This is a genomic window from Pseudomonas sp. GW101-3H06 (genome assembly GCF_059424605.1).
The window spans coordinates 2979593-2999965 of record NZ_JBWKZO010000001.1 but is presented as its reverse complement, the minus strand read 5'-3'; the positions used below and the strand labels follow the sequence as shown (position 1 = coordinate 2999965).

Sequence of the window (20373 nt, the reverse complement as noted above, 5' to 3'; positions counted from 1 at the left end):
ATCCTTGAGGCAGACATGGCTGTTCACTCTACAACGCTGCCATCCCTGCTGGCGAGAATCCTTGTAGGAGCGCGCCTGCTCGCGAAGAGTCCATCACATTCAACACTCATATTGACTGACATGACGCTTTCGCGAGCAGGCTCGCTCCCACAGTTTGAGATGAGTCAACTCTCGAACCACTCCCGGCGTTCGTTGAAGGTGTTATGGATCAACTCCACCAGCCTCTGCACTTGCGCCTCCCCCGCGGACTCTGCATTCACCGCCATCCACACCTGACGCTGCATCGCTTGACCGAACAGCTCCGGCAAACCGATCAACCCGCGATCGAAGCGACTCATGTAGCCAGGCAACAAGCCGATGCACGCGCTGCAGCGGATCATTTCCTGCATCAGTTCATAAGAGTGCAACTGCACGACCCCGGCCAGGCGCTGGTCAACCAGATTGTTCCATGGCCGGAAACTGTCGACCTGACGATCATGCTGCCATTGCACCAACAGAAAGTCAGCCAGGTCTTCGAGGCTGTCGGGGCGTGAGGCGACCCGTGAATAGCGCTTGGCGATGTGCGGCAGGTAGTCGAGTTGCGCCAGTGCCTGGGGCTCGCTGGTGGCGAAGCTCGGACCGGGCAGCGGCGAATCGGTGCCGGCCAGCCACACCACCAGATCGGCACTGATCGCTTGCAGGGACAGTTCGCTGTCCAGGGTGATGATGTCCAGGCGGACGCTGGCATTGCGTCGCAGCAGCGCCACCAGATCGCGACCCAGAATGTCGTGCAGGATCGACTCGGCGATGGCCAGGCGCACCAACGGTTGCTGGATCACCGGCAGGTCACGTTCGTGGGCCAGCGCAATCAACTGCGACTGCAATTGCAGCCCGTCACGACTGAGGACAAGGCCATTGTCCGATGGGCTGAACAATGAACACTGCAACTGCGCTTCCAGCTGCGCCAATTGCTTGCGCAAAAGGGTGGCCTTGATGTTGAGGCGGCGGGCTGCTTGCATGAAGCAGCCGCAACGGGCACTGACGCTGAAACTCTGCGCCAGCACCGGATCGATCTGTGCCGCGCGGATGCGCCAGGAGGGAGTTTTATCAAAGGGGACGCGGTACGCGGCAATACGCCGATGACCGGAGGTTTCCATGAATGACATCGATGACTCCCTGTCGATCTATCTCTGGGAGCTCCATCCTGCGCATCGTTCATGAAGCGAGTGTGACAACCGGATCAGGTGCTGGGGCTTTGCCGAAAGCTCACGGCCAGGCGGTTCCAGCTGTTGATGGTGGTGACCGCGATGGTCAGGTCCACCAGTTCGCCCTCGCTGAATTGGGCCCGGGCCTCCTCGTAGACATCATCCGGCACATGGCTTTTCGACAGCAGCGTCACGGCCTCGGTCCAGGCCAGGGCTGCACGCTCGCGCGGGTTGAAGAAGTTGCTGTCGCGCCAGACCACAATGGAATACAGGCGCCGATCGGTCTCGCCGAGGCGCCGGGCATCCACAGAGTGCATGTCGGTGCAAAACGCGCAGCCGTTGAGCTGCGATGCGCGGATCTTGATCAGGTGCAGCAGCGCCGGTTCGATGCTCAGACTGCTGGTCAGGGCCTCCATGGCGATCATCGCTTTCATCGCCTTGGGTGAAGCGCTGTAGTAATCCAGTCGAGGGTTCATGGCAGGCCTTTTCAATCAGGTGGTTGTTTCAAGATTGGCACACGCACCGTGCGATGCCAGATCCAATTATGCGAAAAAACGGTGGACCACTTGCCACGATCGGTCATTGAAAAAACACAGGACTCCACGCCTGCTTTCAAATACCGACAACAGACTTTAACGCACTGCCCCATTAAACTTACAACAACACATTGGTCACCACGTTAAGTTCAAAATTGGATATTTTCTATCATACGATTCGCTCACTAAACTGGCGCCGTCATCCAGACACTTGCAACTTCACTTCAAAAGGTAAGCATCATGAAAAATATAGTTATCGTCGGCAGCCTGTTGTGCGCAGCGTTCTCTGGCCTCTCCTTCGCCGAAGGTGGCAGCGACCGCTTGATTGAACGCGCCAATGCCCGTGCCCAGCAGGTCGCAGCGCAAAACGAACGGATTCAAAACGACAACCAGAACACCGCTGAACGTGCAGAAACCCTGCCCGCCAAGTCCAGCTGAAGTGCTGAATTACCCATGGCTGTTGCACTGACTCATCCTTGCAAGACACATATCTCTGCAAGGATGATTATTTAAAATAATATTATTCAAGCAACAAAGAAAGCCCCGCAACAATCATGGCAAGGCTTTAGGCGGAGCAACACCAAAACTGGTCACCAAAAGATATCGAGCTGACGTTTTCAACTTAACTCGACACTTTCAAAGAGGTCGACAGACTAACGGCGTTTATCCGGTCAATCGATAACCCATTTTTCGATTTCCCGGCAGACCATCGCCCACTAGTCCAATCCAGCGTTTTTTCCCTTCGCAACTTCATCCCTGCCGACAAATCCGGGTACTCTTGCGCCATGTACAGCGCGAACCAGATCATCCGTCGCAGGAGCTTGCCGGTATGGAACTACATGTTGTCATTAACGGCCGCAAGGATCTGGCGGGCCAGTTGTACACTCAACTGCGCAGCGCCATCGAGTCCGGTCGTCTGGCAGCAGGGACGCAGCTTCCGCCGAGCCGCTTGCTGGCCGAGCAGCTGGGCATCTCGCGCAAGACCATTTCCGATACCTACGCCCAGCTGACCTATGAAAACTTCCTCACCGGGGTGATCGGCAAAGGCACCTACGTCAATGCCCGGGCTTCAAAAATCGAACGCAAGCAAAGCCATACCGAGCTGGCCGGGTTCGAGGTGATCGAGTCCTGGCGCAACCTGCCGGTGTTTCTGCGCCACCCGACCCTGGAAGGCTCGCTGCGTTATGACTTCATCGGCGGCGCCACCAGCAAGGGCCAGTTTCCCCAGGATGACTGGCGACGCTGCACCTCCCACGCCTTGCGCCAGATCGCGGCATCCAAGGGCCTCTATAGCCTGCCCGAAGGCTTGCCGGCGCTGCGCAATGCCATCGCCCGGCACATTGCGTTTTCCCGCGGTGTCAATTGCCAGGATGACGACGTGGTGGTGTGCAACGGCGCGCAACAGGCGCTGGACCTGATCGCCCGGGTGCTCACGCGGCCCGGCAGCATCGTGGCCATGGAAGATCCCGGTTATCCGCCGGCACGCCTGTTGTTTGGCACTCACGGTGCCACGGTCATCGGCGTTCCGGTGGATGCCGAGGGCATTCAAGTGGACAAGATCCCCCTCGGTACGCGGCTGATTTACGTCACCCCTTCGCATCAGTTCCCCTTGGGCATGCCCATGAGCCAGGAACGGCGGGTAGCGCTACTGGCCAAGGCCCATGAACTGGGCGCCATCATCATCGAGGACGACTATGACAGCGAATTCCGCTACGAAGGTCGGCCAACCGATTCGCTGCAAAACATGGATCAGCGAGGGATCGTCGCCTACGTCGGGACCTTTTCGAAAACCCTGCTGCCGGAGCTGCGCCTGGGTTACGCGATCCTGCCGCCGGCGATTCTCGAAGCGGTGGTCCGCGCCAAGCAGCTGACCGACCTGCACACCTCCACCCTGCCCCAGTGGGCGCTGGCCAAGTTCATCGCCGAAGGTTGCCTGCTCAAGCACATCCGACGCTGCCATACGATCTATGCGGGCCGACGCGACCGGATCCTGGCGCGCATGGCCGGCGATCTCTCGCCATGGCTGGAGGCCGTGCCGACCATGGCCGGTTTCCACATGGTGGTGATGTGCAAAGTACCGATCGACGTGCCACTGGTGATCGAACTGGCGAAGAAGGTGGAAGTCGGGCTCTATGCCATCGACAGTTTTTATTACCAGCAACCACCGCAAGCCGGGTTCTTCCTCGGTTTCGGCGCCATCGAAACCCTGGATATCGACATCGCCCTGGATCGTCTGAGAGACATTTTGCAACAAGTTGCCTGATGGATTGGACTGCGGCTTTATTCGGCGATTGGCTATTGGTGGTCCGGGGGTGCAGGCCTATCCTGCATAGGCGTAATCCCTCAATGAGCAGGATTCGTCCGGCCTGATTCAGGAGTGTGAGCCAATGTCCTACAAAGTGATCAATACCGTAAAGGTGCAGGCCGTTGCCGGCCGCTCGGAAGAACTGGGTAAGCAACTGCAAAAGATTGTCGACACCCTGCGCGAACTACCGGGCTGTGATTCCTATATGGTCGACCGCTGCCCTGAGGACAGTAACCGCTGGACCGTCAGCGCCCACTGGCAATCGGAAGCGGCGATGCAATCGCATTTCAACAGCCCTCAAGTGCAAGGGTTTATCGACCTGATCGATTGCCAGCTGGCCAACGCCGTCGACTTCAACAGCTTTCCGATCCGATAGAAAAACGATTAAAGATCGCAGCCTTTTGGCCGTTCCCGCAGAGTATGGGTACCTCTGTAGGAGTTGCCGCAGGCTGCGATCTTTTTCGTTTCAGCCCCCCGGCATTGGTCCCCTGGCCTTCTCGAATATTGGCTGTTTGATTGCCCGCCACGGCGCACTAGATTGGTTCCTGCCCCCTAAACCACCGCAGGTGATGAACCATGAATGTTTTGCGCTTCTGTGCCGCCCCTCTAGTTGCCCTGACATTGACCGTATCCGCTTCGGCCTTCGCCCATGAGGCGGGTGATCCGTCGGAAAAGGTCACGGTATTGCAGGACAAAATGCTGAAAAACGTACCCGGCAAAAAAGCCTTGATGATCGAAGTCGACTACAAGCCTGGCCAGGCGTCCATTGCCCACAAGCACGACGGCACCGCCATGGCTTACGTTCTGGAGGGGGCCGTCACGTCCCAGGTAAAAGGCGAAAAAGAAGTGACCTACAAGGCCGGGGAATATTGGTACGAAGCAGCCGGTTCCGAGCACCTGGTCTCGAAAAATGCCAGTGCCACCCAGCCGGCCAAGTTGCTGGTGTTCATGGTGTTGTCGCCGGACGAAGAAGTTCTGGTCCCCTTGAAAAACTGATCGCTGAACGGTTAGCCATAAATAAAAAGGCCCGAATTACACATTCGGGTCTTTTTATTTCTTCAGGTCATTACGCCGCCATGTTTACACCAAACGAAACTAGTGGCTCCCTCATAAAGACTGATATTGGCTATTTCATTGTGCCCATCCCGGTTTAGTCTGGATGCACCGCCGATTGTTTGCGGCCAGATAACTTTCCGACTGATGTTGTTTCACTGGAGACACACCATGAAACTTGCACTTGTCAGTACGTTGACGATAACGACTCTGTTAACCGGCTGTTCGATTCCCACTGCACCGTCAGCGGTTTCCCCGCTGGACGGTATCTTCAGTGAACCGGTAGGTCGCAGCGGCGCAACCGGCGTTCCCAGTGGTCGCCATGTCTCCCTGGGCGTGGTCTACAGCCGCAACACCCAGGCCAATCGCGCCTATCTGCAAGACTACCAGGCCAACGCCGGCACCGGCTTCGGCCAGAGCCTGCTGGTGCAGTCGATCCACGACGCCTACGTGGCCACGTCCAATCCCGACCTCGCGGTAGACTGGATCAAGGCCTCGTTACAACGGCAGTTCGGATCGGTCACGGTGTATCCGGACATGCAAAGCCTCAAGGCCGCCAAACCGGATATCGTCGCGGTGGTCGACAGCCGCAGTCAACTCATCACTTCGCGCAGTTCCGATATTGAAGCGGATGTCCGTGCGCACTTCTACGACCGCAACCTCAACTATATTGCCACTGCACAAGGGCGTGATGCCAAAGCACTCAGCCCGGTGTGGGCGGACTTTAAACGCAGTGAAGAAATTGTTGCTGACATTAACGAGCAGCAGAATGTGCAAACAAGGGCGCTGCAGAAGTTTGACCAGTCGCTCAGTAATTTATTGACCGGACCGACAGAGAAAGTGTCGATGACGGATAATAAAACAAGGGTGTATCTGTATTGATATCAGTGGCCCCTTCGCGAACAGGCTCGCGAAGGGGCCAATCCAACACCCCTAATGCCCCAGTAATATAAGGCAACCGTTACAGGCTATTCATCAAGATCATCTCCATTACTCTGACGTCTCGCACGACGCGAAACACTCAAACCCATGGAGGACTTTATGAGTACGGAACAGGAACGATCTTTCATCGCATGCATCCGATGCGACGACACCACGATGAAGTTTTTCGAACAGATGATTTCCAACAGCGCAAGCCAGGGCAACCTTCTCACCACCTCTCATCGATATTCTGAAACCACCCGAAAAATGGTACGGGCTCAACGGGCACGGGACGTCGATACCCGCACCCGTTCGGACGAGATGGTTGTGTATTTTCGCTGCTATGACGATTACTACAACATTCAGGTTCGTAGCGAAGCGTACTTCGGGAATTACTGGAGCAAAAACAGCACGGGAGTTCTGGGAGCGTTTCCAGCGGCAGGCAGCCAAACGACTTCGTTCAACCTGCTCAATACAGATGGAAATATCATCACCCTTGATGATCTCAAGACAAATGACGCCACCGTGTCTCTCAAGGCCCGTAATGCCGGCACGATCAAAAGACAGTTAATGCAGAACCCGAAACTGTATGGCTATGGCGATAAAACCGGGGACGCCGTGACGTTTAACCTCAGGATCCTGGAACGGAACGTGGATTACCCGTCCAGCACCGCCCCCTATGCCTTGTACATCGAGCCAAGGCCGCAATTGGATGACGATGATTGATAGGTTTGTCAGTCATACAAACCTGAGACAGCTTAAACAAAAAAGCCCCGCATCTTTCAATGCGGGGCTTTTTCATTCAACGGCCTTTATCAGGCAGCCGGCTCCAGTTCGGCATTGGCCGAGACCGTAGCAGGCGGCACTGTTGGCGCTTGACCGCTCAACGCCACGTCCAGCAACTCACGGTTGGCCACCGCGTACATGGCGTAGTCCGTACCGCTGGCGGCACGGATCTCCACCAGCATGGCACGCCAGCGTTCGATCGTGCTTTCGTGCTGGGCCATCCACTGCGTCAGGCGTGTTTCCACATCCTGGCTGCCGTCGCCCTGTTGCAGGACCGAAATGGTGATCGCACGTTGCTGCCAGTCGACGTCATCGCGGAACGCTTCACGGGCCAGGGCTTGCCAGTTGTTTTCAACCGGCAGCGCGCTGATCTGCTGCAGGTACCAGGTAATGTCCAGCGCACTGCCCACGGCGAAGTACGCCTTGGCCACGTCCGCAGGGTCCTGACCGGTCACGTCGGAGGCCTCGATGATCGGCAGCAGGGTGTACAGGTGCGTGGTACCCGCCACCATGCGCGCCAGCAACTCCGGCACACCGGCTGCGACGTAGGCCTGGTAACGGGTCTGCCAGGTTTCGCGGATCTCGCCACTGAGCAGTTCGTCGAGCTTGAGGCCCAACGCCGCCAGATGCGGACCGAAGTGCGCGACGTCACGGGCAGCATTCTGCTCGTTGCGACGGGCACGCAGGAACCAGCGCGTGGCGCGACGACCCAGACGCATCAGCTCGTCCATCAGCTCCAGTTGCACGTCGGCGGAAACCTTGTAGTCCAGGTTTTCAATCTGACGGAACCAGTGCGGGAGATGGAAAATGTCGCGCACGATCACGTAGGCGCCGGCCACGTTCGCCGGGCTCATGCCGGTCGACTCTTTGAGTCGCTGAACGAAGGTGATGCCCATGTGGTTGACCAGGTCGTTGGCGATCTGGGTGCTGACGATTTCGCGCTTCAGGCGGTGACGGCGCATGGCTTCGGAGAACTTGCTCACCAGGCTCGGCGGGAAAGCGGTTTCCATGTCGCGGGTCAGGTAGTCATCGTCCGGGACCAGGGAGCCCAGCAGCTGCTCCTTGAGGTCGATCTTGCTGTAGGAGATCAGTACCGACAGCTCGGGACGCGTCAGGCCATGGCCTTCAGCGACGCGCTCGTTGATCGCGTCTTCAGCCGGCAGGAACTCGATGGCACGATCCAGCTTGCCGCGGCCTTCCAGATCGTTCATCAGACGCTTGTATTCAGCGATTCGTGGCAGGGCACGACGAGCCGCCAGGGAAAGGGCCTGGGTCTGCTTGTAGTTGTTGCCCAGCACCAGACCACCGACTTCGTCGGTCATGCTTGCCAGCAACTCGTTGCGTTGCTTGGCGGTCATGTCGCCGGCCTGAACCACTTCGTTGAGCAGGATCTTGATGTTCACTTCGTGGTCGGAGCAGTCCACGCCACCGGCGTTGTCGATGAAGTCGGTGTTGGAGCCGCCGCCATTGAGGCCGAATTCGACACGACCCAGCTGGGTCATGCCGAGGTTACCGCCCTCGCCCACGACTTTGCAGCGCAGTTCATTGCCGTTCACGCGCAGTGCATCGTTGGCCTTGTCGCCGACATCGGCGTGGCTTTCGCTGCTGGCTTTCACGTAAGTACCGATACCGCCGTTCCACAACAGATCCACCGGTGCCTTGAGCAAGGCATTGAGCAGTTCGGTCGGGGTCAGCTTGTCGGCCTTGATGTCGAAGCGCTCTTGCATCTGCGGGGAAATCGCGATGCTCTTCGCGCTGCGGGAGAAGATACCGCCGCCTTCGGACATGATGCTGGTGTCGTAATCCGACCACGCCGAACGCGGCAGGTCGAACATGCGCTGACGCTCGGCGAAGCTGGTCGCCGGATCCGGATTCGGGTCGATGAAGATGTGCAGGTGGTTGAATGCCGCGACCAGTTGCAGCTTGTCGGACATCAACAGGCCGTTACCGAACACGTCACCGGCCATGTCGCCGACGCCTACCACAGTGATGCTGTCTTCCTGGACATTGATGCCGCGCTCGCGGAAGTGGCGCTGTACGCCAACCCACGCTCCCTTGGCGGTGATGCCCATTTTCTTGTGGTCGTAACCGGCCGAACCACCGGATGCAAACGCGTCACCCAGCCAGAAACCGTAGTCGATGGCGATGCCGTTGGCGATGTCGGAGAACGTCGCGGTGCCCTTGTCCGCGGCCACGACCAGGTACGGGTCATCGTCGTCATGACGCACGACGTTGGCCGGTGGCACCAGAGCGCCATCCTTCAGGTTGTCGGTGATGTCCAGCAGGCCGGAAATGAAGATGCGGTAGCAGGCAATACCCTCGGCCGCGATCTCGTCACGGCTGCCGCCCAACGGCAGGCGACGCGGCAGGAAACCGCCCTTCGCGCCCACCGGCACGATCACCGAGTTCTTCACTTGCTGGGCTTTTACCAGGCCCAGGACTTCGGTACGGAAGTCTTCTTCACGGTCGGACCAGCGCAAACCACCGCGAGCGACGTTGCCAAAGCGCAGGTGAACGCCTTCGACGCGTGGCGAGTAAACGAAGATTTCGAACTTCGGCACAGGCTTGGGCAGTTCAGGAATCAGGTGCGGGTTGAACTTGAAGCTGAAGTACGACTTGTTCTGGCCGTGCGCATCGGTCTGGTAGAAGTTGGTCCGCAGGGTCGCCTTGATCAGGTCCAGGTAGCGACGCAGGATGCGGTCTTCGTTGAGCACCTGGACGTCGTCCAGTGCACTCAGAATCGCGTGTTCCAGACGCTGTTGCTTGTCGTCCAGATCCTCGGCGGTGAGCTTGCGCGCCAGGTAGAAGCGAGTCTTGAACAACCGGGTCAACTCGCGGGCGATGTCGGTGTGGTTGTTCAGGGTGCTGGCGATGTAGCCCAGGTCGAAGCCCAGACGGATCTGCTTCAGGTAACGTGCGTACGCACGCAGCAGTGCCACATCACGCCATGGCAGGCCGGCGGTCAGTACCAGGCGGTTGAACGCATCGTTTTCGGCATCGCCGCGCACGATATGGACGAACGCGTCCTGCAGGGTGTCGTTGAGCTGCTGGATGTCCAGCTCCAGGCCTTCGGCAGCGGTGAACGCGAAATCGTGAATCCAGAACTCGCGGCCGCTGTTGTGACGCAGGCGATACGGGAACTCGCCCAGCACACGCAGGCCGAGGTTTTCCAGGATCGGCAGCACGTCGGACAGTGCCAGCGGGGTGTCGGCGTGGTACAGCTTGCAATGCAACTGGCGCTGACCGGAGACCTGGCCCAGCGGCTGATAGAAGCTCATCACCAGCGGGTTTTTGTCGCTCAGGTTCAGCAAGTGCTGCATGTCGACCACAGCCGAATGCGCTGCGAAACGCTCGCGGTAACCGGCCGGGAAGCCTTTCGGGAAGTCGGCCAGCACGTTGGTGCCCTGGGCTTCGCCGAAACTTTCGACGGTCAGGGCTGCGTAGTCGTCCTGCCAGCTGCGGCAGGCCTGGATCACTTCGTTTTCCAGTTGCTGCGGGTCGATGTCGATGCGGTTTTTCGGATCGACGCGCAGAATCAGCTGCACGCGTGCCAGCACGGACTCGGAGAAGAAGGTCCAGAACTCGCAATCCGAGGCTTTCAGGCGATCCATCAGCACTTGCTGGATCTTCTGCCGCACTTCGGTGGAGTAGATATCACGCGGCACATAGGCCAGGCAGTAGCAGAAACGACCGTACGGATCCTTGCGCAGGAACACACGGATCTTGTTGCGTTCCTGAATCTGCACGATCGACATCACGGTGCTGAACAGCTCGTCCACCGGAGTCTGGAACAGATCGTCGCGCGGCAGGACTTCGAGTACCTGCGCCAATTCCTTGCCCAGGTGAGCCTTGGCCTGGAAGCCGGAACGGTGTTCGATTTCCGCGACCTTGTGGCGGATATACGGAATGGTGCGCACGCTCTCGCCGTACACCGACGAGGTGTACAGGCCCATGAAGCGGCATTCCTTGATGACCTTGCCGTTGGCGTCGATTTCACGGATCGACACGTAGTCAGGATAAGCTGGACGGTGTACACGGCTCGGGTGTGCAGCCTTGGCGAACGACAGCAGGGTCGGTTCGCGCAGATAGTTGACGGCATAGTCTTCGATGCGCCGGTCATCGTAGGTCAGGCCGGTACGCAGCAGTTTGGTCAGGCCCAGGAACGAGTTCTGGTCGTATTCGATGTGACCGCCATCAGGCTGGTCGGTGACCACGAACTCTTCGTAGCCCAGGAAGGTGAAGTGGTTGCCCACCAGCCATTCCAGGAAGCTCTTGATTTCGCTCTTTTCGTCGGCATCGACTGCAAACTGGCTATTGTCCAGCTTGATCAGGATTTCCTGGACCTTGGCTTTCATCGGTTCGAAATCGGTGACCGCGACGCGCACTTCACCGAGTACCTGCTCCAGCTCTTTGGTCAGGACGTTCAGTTCGGCGGTGTTGGCGCAACGGTCGATTTCCAGGTACATCAACGATTCGTGCAGAACGTCGTCGCCCTGGGTGCCTTTGGGCAGGATTTCCAGCAACTCGCCCTTGCTGCCACGGCGTACGCTCAGCACGGTGGTTTGCAGGGTATGGATGCTGTAGCCACGGCGGTTCAGCTCGGTACGCACCGAATCCACCAGGAATGGCAGGTCGTGGTGCAGCACTTCGACCGCGGTATGGGTCGACTGCCAGCCGTGACGTTCGTAATCGGGGTTGAAGACGCGCACTTGCGGTTGCGCGTGATCGAAGCGCTCAAGCAGGCGCCACGCAGAAAGGGTACAGCCAGCGAGGTCGGACAACCGACGTTGGGTCAGTTCGTCCAGGGAAATGATGCCGAAGAATTGTTCAGCGAACAGCGCCACTTGTGGCAGTGCCTGTTCACTGATGTGCTGCGCCAGTGCCGCTTGCAGTTGGTGCTGGAAGTCGGCTTTGCTGGCTGCGGTGAAGAACGCCATCTGTGGTACTCCGCTTGGGCTTGTTATTGATGGAAGCGTCGCGTGCAAAACCCCTTTCGGGGCTACCCGTCACCCTGTTCCTGATTCTCGGGCAGAGGAAACAGGGTGACAGGTGGGTGAAGCTGGACGAGACACTCGGGTCACATTCACCTTCCATGAATGGGCATCTGCAAAAACGACTGGGCTGCGGGCAGCGCAATGCCTTTACAGGTGCTCATCCGTTGCGCAGCTTAACGAGTGCGGCAAGGCCCGTGCTTGCGATGCTGCGACATATTCGGTCAACGGTATGCAGCTTAGTGGTGGCGCATCGAACAACACTAGCAGTCGTGCGGGAAACTGGCGTTTTTTTGACCGGCCATCCGGTACTTTCGTGCAAGAAATAACCAGCAATACTTGCGCGACTCGTGACAGAGGCTCCAGCACCTGTCGAGCAGACATTGGCGAATATGGGAGGCGCTGAAAGTCGAGGCGTATTCGATGGACTTGGCTTGCCCAGAGCCCGCACGAGCAACAATACGGGCTTCGGTCAGTAAAAATGATGGGGCGATCAAAACCTGCAAGCGGGGTTACTTGTCCTTATTTACACCCCAATCTTTAAAAGTGGCCAATATTGCGCGCCTATTGCGGACAAACTACGCCTGTAAGCCACTCCTTGCCTTGATCAGCCGAGTTGATATCCGGTTGTTTGTTAAGGTTGTAGAAGTTCTGCTTGTACATTTTCCCTTTGTACGCCACCGCCTCTGCATAGAGGCACCGACGTATTTAAAGGCGAGTAACCTGATAACAGAATTACAAAACCCGGCCACTTGCTCATCGATTTCATTTTGATGCCTTCCAGAGCCTTGCCTTGAGGTCAGCTAAAGCTCAAATCCGAGAGCTGGCTACTGTCAGAAACTACAGTGTCGACGACTGGCTAAAACCTCCATGGCGAGCAAAGCACTCAAAAGGCTGGCAGAATTGCCCTTTGTCCATATTTACCACGCTCGTCGAGCCAGGAATTACCCATGCAAATGACCACCGCCCTCTTGATCGTCAACCCGTGCGACGACGAAGAAGACAACATGGCCATGCTCTGCTGCCATAGCGACAAGGGCGAAATGTTCCTGATGACCCGCTACCCGGACGAGGATGAACTGGAAATCACCCTGGACGGCGAACCCTCGACCCTGGACGGCGTGAAAGTCACGCTGAGCCCTACCCGCCTGCTGATCGAAATTGCCGCGGCGGATGCGGATGCGTTGAATGGGGATGATGTGCTGGAGATCACCCATAGCACTGATGCCAGCGATCTGCCTGAGGTGGAAGAGACATTGCAGAACATCCTCAAGGGGACCGGAACCTACATCAGTCAGCTCTAGCATTCAGCAGCTGTACCGGCCTCTTCGCGAGCAGGCTCGCTCCCACAATTGATCGCGTCCTTTGCGAAAGAATCCGGCCACCTGAGGGAGCGAGCCTGCTCGCGAAGAGGTCCGAAAACACGACGCCGCTCTCCCACCCGTACAAACTTCCGACATTTTCGCCAACCATTTCCCGCACTTTGCTCAAAATGCCGTTAGTCGCCGCCCCCCGCGATGCATTAAAGTAACGCCCCCAGCCTTGGCGTTATACGAACGTCTTCGGTCACCCTTTCCAGGAACAGTCATCGATGGAACATCGTGAAGCGCTGCTCGCGCTGCGAACCTTTCTTTCAACGCAGATTCTCGGCCAGGAAAAACTCATCGAGCGCTTGCTCATCGCCCTGCTTGCTGATGGCCATATGCTGGTCGAGGGTGCCCCTGGGCTGGCCAAGACCAAGGCCATCAAAGAACTTGCCGAAGGCATCGAAGCCCAGTTCCACCGTATCCAGTTCACCCCTGACCTGTTGCCGGCCGACATTACCGGCACGGAGATCTATCGCCCGGAAACCGGGAGTTTCGTGTTCCAGCAAGGCCCGATCTTCCATAACCTGGTACTGGCCGACGAAATCAACCGTGCTCCGGCCAAGGTTCAATCGGCGCTGCTCGAAGCCATGGCCGAGCGCCAGGTCAGTGTCGGGCGAAGCACTTATGAGCTGTCGCCGCTGTTTCTGGTAATGGCCACGCAAAACCCCATCGAGCAGGAAGGCACCTATCCGCTGCCCGAAGCCCAGCTCGACCGTTTCCTGATGCATGTGAAAATCGGCTTCCCGGACGCCGCCGTTGAACGCCGCATCCTGCAACAGGCCCGTGGCGAAGCCCTGAACGGCGAGACCAAGCCCGAGCGCCGGGTCAGCCAGCAGGCGATTTTTGCCGCGCGCAAGGAAATCCTCGGCCTGTATATGGCCGATGCCGTGGAGGAGTATCTGGTGCAACTGGTCATGGCCACGCGCACCCCGGCCAAATTCGACCCGGAGATGGCCGAGTGGATCGCCTACGGCGCCAGCCCTCGCGGCTCGATCGCCCTGGACCGTTGCGCCCGGGCCCACGCCTGGCTCGCCGGACGCGATTTCGTCAGCCCGGAGGATATTCAGGCGGTGCTGTTCGATGTGTTGCGCCACCGCATCATTCTTTCCTTTGAAGCCGAAGCCGCCGGCATCGACCAGGACCGCGTGGTCCAGCGGATTCTCGACGTCGTAGCTGTCGCTTGACCCCGATGAACGTCCTCCCGCCACCTCAGTCAGGTATCCGCGTCACGCTCGCCGAGCTGATCGAGATGCGTCATCGCGTACGCGAAGTGCAGCTGTTCTCTACGCCAAGCCAGCGCAGCCCGCTGATCGGTCTGCACCACTCCAAGCTGCGCGGGCGTGGCGTGGACTTCGATCAGGTGCGGGTCTATCAGGCCGGCGATGACGTGCGGACCATCGACTGGCGTGTCACCGCGCGGACCCAGGAGCCGCACACCAAACTCTTCCACGAGGAACGCGAACGGCCGATTTTCATCATGGTCGAGCAAAGCCGTCGCCTGTTTTTCGGTTCGGGGCTGATGTTCAAATCGGTGCTCGCCGCCCAGGCCGCGAGCCTGATCGGCTGGGCTGCACTGGGGCATAACGATCGCGTCGGCGGGCTGGTGTTCGGTGACAACGAGCACTATGAAATCAAACCGCGACGCAGCAAACAGAGCCTGCTGCAATTGCTCAACCGCCTGGTGCGGGTCAATCAGTCATTGCACACCGAAAGCGAACCGGACCGCGATGCCTTCGGCATTGCCCTGCGCCGCGCCCGTGAGGTGTTGCGTCCAGGCAGTCTGGTCATCGTGATTTGCGACGAGCGCGTCTTGTCCGAAAGCGCCGAGCAGCAGCTGAGTCTGCTGTCGCGCCATTGCGACCTGTTGCTGTTACCGCTGTCCGATCCGCTGGATCACGCCCTGCCTGCCGCCGGTTTGCTGCGTTTTGCCGAGCGCGGCGCGCAACTGGAACTCGATACGCTGAATTTCGAACTGCGTCAGACCTACCGCGCTCAGGCCGAAGCACGCATCGCCCGCTGGGAGTTGCTGGCGCAAAAACTACGGGTGTTGCTGATGCCATTGAGCACCCAGAGCGAAATGGTCGAACAGCTGCGCGAGTACCTGAACCCTCAGAATTCGGGGAAAGGTCGATGAACGGTCTGGATCAACTGCAACCGCTGATTTCTCCTCCCCCAATCGCTTTCTGGCCGCCTGCGCCGGGCTGGTGGTTGTTGCTGTTGCTGGTGCCGGCCATCGGCTTCGGCCTGTGGAAACTGCGGCGTTTCATTCCGCAAAAGCGCCGCATCGTGCGCGCCGAACAACCGCTGGACCCGGTACGCCTCGCCGCGCTGGCGGAGCTGGCGCTGATGCCCAAGCCGTACGACGGCGCCCCCGCCGGCGCCTGGCTGCAGCAACTCAACGGGCTGCTCAAACGCCTGTGCCGCAACCATTACCCCTATAGCCAGAGTCACACCCTCAACGGCCGAAAATGGCTGGCCTTCCTCGACAACCGCTGCCCGGCTGCCGGGCTGACCCGCTGGATGGTGCTGGTCGAAGGCGCCTACAAACCCGAGTGCAGACTTGATGACAAGGCCATCGCCGGGCTGACCCAGGCTGTCGATACCTGGATTCGCAAACATGTTTGAGTTCGCCTGGCCGTGGATTTTCGCCCTGCTGCCGTTGCCGTGGCTGATGCGTCTGCTGCTGCCTGTGGCAGACAGCGGCGAACCGGCGCTCAAGGTCAGCTTCCTCGCTGACCTCGAAGGCCTGGCCCGGCGCCGCGCCCGCGCCAACCTGCCGGCGTGGCGCCAACAGGCGCCGTTCCTGCTGCTGTGGTTGATGCTGCTGACCGCCGCCGCGCGCCCGCAGTGGCTCGGCGAACCGCTGCCCATTGCCGCCAGTGGCCGCGATCTGTTGGTGGCGGTAGACGTTTCAGGTTCCATGGACTTCCCCGACATGCAGTGGCAGCACGAAGAGGTCAGCCGCCTGACGCTGGTCCAGCACTTGCTCGGTGATTTCCTTGAAAGCCGCGAGGGCGATCGGGTGGGTCTGATCCTGTTCGGCAGCCGGGCCTACCTGCAAGCGCCACTGACCTTCGACCGGCATACCGTGCGTGTCTGGCTCGACGAAGCGCGCATCGGCATCGCCGGCAAGAATACCGCCATCGGCGACGCCATTGGTTTGGGCCTCAAACGCCTGCGGCAACGCCCGGCACAAAGCCGCGTACTGATTCTGGTGACGGATGGCGCCAACAACGGCGGTGAAATCGATCCCCTGACCGCAGCTCGCCTGGCGGCCAAGGAAGGGGTAAAAATCTACCCGATCGGCATCGGCGCCGATCCGGAAGAAAGTGGCAGCCTGGGTTTTCTCGGTATCAATCCGAGCCTGGACCTGGATGAGCCATCCCTGACAGCCATCGCGCAGGCGACTGGCGGGCGCTACTTTCGGGCGCGGGACGCCAAGGAGCTGCTCGCGATCAAAAACACCCTCGACCAACTGGAACCCGTGAGCCAGCAACCGACCCAGGCCCGTCCGGCCCGGGCGCTGTATCACTGGCCGCTGGCGATGGCGCTGTTACTGAGCATGCTGCTGGTGGTCCGCGAGCTCTGGCCGGACAATCCACTGCAACGCCTGTTTACCAAGGACCTTTTTTTGCAAACGCAACTGCCTGACTGGCGCCAGCGTCTCAAACGCCTGCGCCTGCGGAGGCGCCGATGAGTGCACTCTGGCCATACTGGTTCCGCCCCTGGTGGCTGCTGTTGTTGCCGCTGCTCGGCTGGTTACTGTGGCAACTCTGGCATCGACAGAAGCGCGCCGGGCGTTGGCAGATGATTCTGCCACCGGCCTTTCATGCGGCGTTGCTCAGCGGCGGCAGCGGGCGCAACAGCAAACTGCCTTGGGTGGCCCTCGGCGTGGCGTGGCTGCTGACGGTGCTTGCACTGCTGGGGCCAGGCTGGGAACGAGTCGAGCAGGTCAGCCAGAAACCTGCCGACCCCTTGGTGGTGATCCTTGAACTGACCCCGGAAATGCTCGCCACCGACGTTCAGCCCAACCGCCTGGAGCAGGCCCGGCGCAAGCTCCTGGACCTGCTGCAAAACCGCAGCGACGCGCAGACCGCCATCGTGGTCTACGCCGGCAGTGCGCACACGCTGGTGCCGCTGTCGGACGACCTGTCCACCAGCCGCAATCTGCTGGATGCCCTCAAACCGTCATTGATGCCCGAAGCCGGCCATCGCGCCGACCTGGCGGTAACCAAGGCCCTGGCCTTGCTGGAGCAAGGCGCCCTGGGCGACGGTCGGATTCTGTTGATCGGCTCGACCCTGACGGAACAGGAACGCCTGGGCATCCGTCGTGCCCTGAGCGGCAAATCCACCCAGTTCCTGATGCTGGGCATCGGCACTGCCGAAGGTGCGCCGATCACCCAGGAGGACGGCAGTTTCATGAAGGACGAGCAAGGTGCGATTCTGGTGCCGCATCTGGACGACCCCGGCCTGAAAGCCTTTGCCAATGATCTGGACGGACGCTATCGCCACGCGCGTCTGAGCGACTCCGATCTGCGCGCGCTGGGTCTGCTCGACGGCCCACGCAACCTGCGCGACGACGGCCAGACCCTGCGCCTGGACGCCTGGGCCGATCAGGGTTACTGGTTGCTCTTGCCATTGCTGCTGCTGGCCGCCTGCGCCGGTCGTCGCGGCTGGCTGTTCTGCCTGCCGCTGTTGCTGGCACTGCCACAACCAAGCCATGCCTTCGACTTCCAGGACCTGTGGCTGCGCCCCGACCAGCGAGGCCTGCACCTGCTCAAGCAGAAACGCCCGGCCGAGGCCGCCCAGCACTTCGAAAATCATCAGTGGCAAGGGGTGGCGCTCTATGAGGCCGGCGACTACAGCGGCGCCGCCCAGCGGTTCGCCGAGGGCAACGATGCCCACGCCCACTACAATCGAGGCAACGCCCTGGCCAAAAGCGGTGAACTGGAGGCCGCGCTGGATGCGTATGATCAGGCACTCGAGCGTCAGCCGGACTTGCGTCCGGCGCTGACCAACAAGGCATTGGTGGAAAGCCTGCTCAAGCTGAAAGCCAACCCGCCCGCCGCCGAACCGGATAAAACCGCCAGCGAAGAGCCTCAGGCGCAGCCTCAAGAACCGCCACCCGGCGCTGCCGCCCAGGCACAGAGCACCGAGCCGAGGAACGCTGACCAACAGACCGGTTCCGATGACGACCAATCGCCCACAAGGCCGCCGAAACCAGGCACCAACGAAGTCCCGGGCAGCGAACTGGGAGACGAACAACAGACCACGCCGCCCATGCGCCCCGCCAGCGACAGCATCGAGGGCGAACAGCAGCAGGCGCTGGAGCAATGGCTGAGGCAGATTCCCGATGACCCGGGGGAACTGCTCAGACGCAAATTCTGGTACGAACAGCAACAACATCAGGATCAGGAAAAAACTCGATGACCCGCTTCACCGCTTTCATGTTCGTCTTTGTGTTGTGGACGGTTCAGGCCCAGGCAGCCGAGCTGGTCGCCAGTGTCGATCGCACGCGTCTGAACTCCGGCGAGACGATCGAGCTGACCCTGGAATCCAACGACGTGACCCAGTTCGGCAAGCCGGACCTGACGCCGCTGGAACCACTGTTCGAAGTGCGTGGCACCCGTCAGGTCAACCAGTTGAACACCCTCGGCGGCGACAACCGTGCCACCACCCGCTGGATCGTCACCCTGCTGCCGCTGCAAAACGGCAGCGTGATGATCCCTGCGCTGAAACTGGGCGACATCCAGAGCCAGCCGATCAGCGTGCAAGTGGTCGAGAGCGAAACCCAGGAAACCTCGAACAAACTGGCCCCGGTGTTCATCGAAGCCAGCCTCGATCAAACCAGCGTGTACGTGCAGGCCCAGGCAATCCTGACCTTGCGCATCTACCATTCGGTGTCGCTGTACGACGACAGCAGCTTGCCGCCACCGCAGATTCCCGATGCGCGCATCGAACAGCTGGGTGAATCGCGCACCTACGAAAAAGACATCAACGGCGTGCGCCATGGCGTCATTGAAATACGCTACGCGATCTACCCGCAGCACAGCGGTGAACTGATCATTCCCGGGCAGATTTTCAATGCCGCGCTGGTGGACGCGCATCCGGTCCAGGACGCCGGATCGCAGGTGCCCAAGTCCGGCAAACTGATGCGCATCAGCTCCAAGGAAATGCTGCTGACGGTCAAGGCCAAACCCATCACCTACCCCGCCGACATGCCCTGGTTGCCGGCACGCAGCCTGACCTTGAGCGAGACCTGGAACCCGGAGCCGGAACACGTTCAGGTCGGCGATTCATTGACCCGTAGTCTGACAGTGAAAGCCGAAGGCCTGGCCAGTTCGCAGCTGCCACCGTTGCCCGGCACCGAGGTCAGCGGCTTGCGCCGCTATCCGGATCAACCGGTGCTGGGCAACCAGAATAACGAACGCGGCCTGATTGGCAGTCGCGAAGACCGTGAAGCCCTGGTGCCGGCCCGCAGTGGTTCAATCGAATTGCCGTCGGTTGAAGTGGTCTGGTGGAACACCTTCGAAGATCACCTGGAACACAGCAGCCTGCCGGCCAGAACCCTGCAGGTGGCGACCAATCCGAGCCTGATGGTCGACACACCGGCCGGCACCTCGCAACTCAACACGACGGCCGACAGCGAAACCCTGTGGCGCTGGAAAGTCAGCACCCTGATCTTCGCATGCACCACCCTGCTGGGTTTCGGTTTGTGGTGGCGCGCGCGCTGGCAACCGGCGATCCTGCGCGCCGCGCAAAACGGCCCGAGCCCGCGCACCGTGCTCGACGACCTCAAGCGCGCCTGCCTGGCCAACGACTCCCACGCCACCCGCCAGGCCCTCGACGCCTGGGCCCGGCAACAACCGGAAACCCTGGCCGACATGGCCGCCCGCTTCGTCCCGCTGTCCGACGCTCTGGACGGTTTGAACGGCGCGCTGTACAGCGAAACCGGCCAGCATTGGCAAGGTGAGGAACTGTGGCGGGCGATTCGAACGATTCCGACAGCCGAACGGGTTCAGGACCCGATGGGCGACAGCGGGCTGCCGCCGCTTTATCCCAAGTAATCCTCCGAGCGAGGCAAACCTGTGGGAGCAAGCCTGCTCGCGAATGCGTTGTGTCAGTGAACTCGTTATTGAATGTGCCGCCTCATTCGCGAGCAGGCTCGCTCCCACAGTTAATCGTGTACGTCCGCAAACGTGTTTGCCAGTAAACTCTCTCCCTTTTCGC

At 59.8% G+C, this 20373-nt stretch carries 16 protein-coding genes; 13 read left to right on the top strand and 3 right to left on the bottom strand.

Annotation, left to right across the window (positions count from 1 at the left end; translation table 11 throughout):
- Positions 1-164: 164 nt before the first annotated feature.
- Entirely contained in the window at positions 165-1145 is a 981-nt protein-coding gene (locus tag AC07ZE_RS13840) for a LysR family transcriptional regulator (RefSeq protein WP_207265292.1), read from the bottom strand.
- A gap of 74 nt (positions 1146-1219) precedes the next feature.
- The gene (locus tag AC07ZE_RS13835) at positions 1220-1660 is read right to left on the bottom strand and encodes a carboxymuconolactone decarboxylase family protein (RefSeq protein WP_137805542.1); all 441 of its coding nucleotides are present in this window, start codon (positions 1658-1660) and stop codon (positions 1220-1222) included.
- 300 nt (positions 1661-1960) lie between these two features.
- Here AC07ZE_RS13835 and AC07ZE_RS13830 point away from each other — a divergent pair, with 300 nt between their 5' ends.
- The 6 genes from AC07ZE_RS13830 to AC07ZE_RS13805 all read left to right on the top strand — a co-directional run bounded on the left by AC07ZE_RS13830 (position 1961) and on the right by AC07ZE_RS13805 (position 6725).
- Complete coding sequence (locus tag AC07ZE_RS13830) at positions 1961-2158, top strand: DUF2790 domain-containing protein (RefSeq protein WP_207265291.1); 198 nt, start codon at positions 1961-1963, stop codon at positions 2156-2158.
- Between the two features lie 391 nt (positions 2159-2549).
- Positions 2550-3983, top strand: a complete 1434-nt coding sequence (gene pdxR, locus AC07ZE_RS13825) for a MocR-like pyridoxine biosynthesis transcription factor PdxR (RefSeq protein ID WP_207265290.1) — start codon at positions 2550-2552, stop codon at positions 3981-3983.
- A gap of 124 nt (positions 3984-4107) precedes the next feature.
- A complete protein-coding gene (locus tag AC07ZE_RS13820; RefSeq protein WP_056855518.1) occupies positions 4108-4401 on the top strand; it encodes an antibiotic biosynthesis monooxygenase family protein in 294 nt (97 codons plus the stop codon).
- A gap of 200 nt (positions 4402-4601) precedes the next feature.
- On the top strand, positions 4602-5021 hold the full coding sequence (locus AC07ZE_RS13815; protein WP_207265289.1) for a cupin domain-containing protein: 420 nt from the start codon (positions 4602-4604) through the stop codon (positions 5019-5021).
- Positions 5022-5249: 228 nt separating this feature from the next.
- Entirely contained in the window at positions 5250-5960 is a 711-nt protein-coding gene (locus AC07ZE_RS13810) for an ATPase (RefSeq protein ID WP_207265288.1), read from the top strand.
- Positions 5961-6119: 159 nt separating this feature from the next.
- Positions 6120-6725, top strand: coding sequence for a hypothetical protein (locus tag AC07ZE_RS13805; protein WP_207265287.1), 606 nt, complete (start codon positions 6120-6122; stop codon positions 6723-6725).
- 89 nt (positions 6726-6814) lie between these two features.
- Here the strand turns inward: AC07ZE_RS13805 and AC07ZE_RS13800 are convergent, their stop codons facing one another.
- On the bottom strand, positions 6815-11722 hold the full coding sequence (locus tag AC07ZE_RS13800; protein WP_207265286.1) for an NAD-glutamate dehydrogenase: 4908 nt from the start codon (positions 11720-11722) through the stop codon (positions 6815-6817).
- 1004 nt (positions 11723-12726) lie between these two features.
- Between AC07ZE_RS13800 and AC07ZE_RS13795 the strand changes: the two genes are divergently transcribed.
- The 7 genes from AC07ZE_RS13795 (at position 12727) to AC07ZE_RS13765 (ending at position 20210) form a co-directional block, all read left to right on the top strand.
- Complete coding sequence (locus AC07ZE_RS13795; protein WP_207265285.1) at positions 12727-13080, top strand: hypothetical protein; 354 nt, start codon at positions 12727-12729, stop codon at positions 13078-13080.
- A gap of 287 nt (positions 13081-13367) precedes the next feature.
- Entirely contained in the window at positions 13368-14327 is a 960-nt protein-coding gene (locus tag AC07ZE_RS13790; protein ID WP_003218556.1) for an AAA family ATPase, read from the top strand.
- Between the two features lie 5 nt (positions 14328-14332).
- Positions 14333-15277, top strand: coding sequence for a DUF58 domain-containing protein (locus AC07ZE_RS13785; RefSeq protein ID WP_207265284.1), 945 nt, complete (start codon positions 14333-14335; stop codon positions 15275-15277).
- Positions 15274-15768: a DUF4381 domain-containing protein gene (locus tag AC07ZE_RS13780; RefSeq protein WP_207265283.1), complete on the top strand. Its 495-nt coding sequence runs from the start codon at positions 15274-15276 to the stop codon at positions 15766-15768. Before AC07ZE_RS13785 ends, AC07ZE_RS13780 begins: the two co-directional genes overlap by 4 nt.
- On the top strand, positions 15761-16840 hold the full coding sequence (locus AC07ZE_RS13775) for a vWA domain-containing protein (RefSeq protein WP_207265282.1): 1080 nt from the start codon (positions 15761-15763) through the stop codon (positions 16838-16840). The genes AC07ZE_RS13780 and AC07ZE_RS13775 overlap by 8 nt, the downstream gene beginning before the upstream one ends.
- Entirely contained in the window at positions 16837-18573 is a 1737-nt protein-coding gene (locus AC07ZE_RS13770) for a tetratricopeptide repeat protein (protein ID WP_207265281.1), read from the top strand. The genes AC07ZE_RS13775 and AC07ZE_RS13770 overlap by 4 nt, the downstream gene beginning before the upstream one ends.
- Positions 18570-20210: a BatD family protein gene (locus AC07ZE_RS13765; protein ID WP_207265280.1), complete on the top strand. Its 1641-nt coding sequence runs from the start codon at positions 18570-18572 to the stop codon at positions 20208-20210. The genes AC07ZE_RS13770 and AC07ZE_RS13765 overlap by 4 nt, the downstream gene beginning before the upstream one ends.
- The last annotated feature ends 163 nt before the right edge of the window (positions 20211-20373 follow it).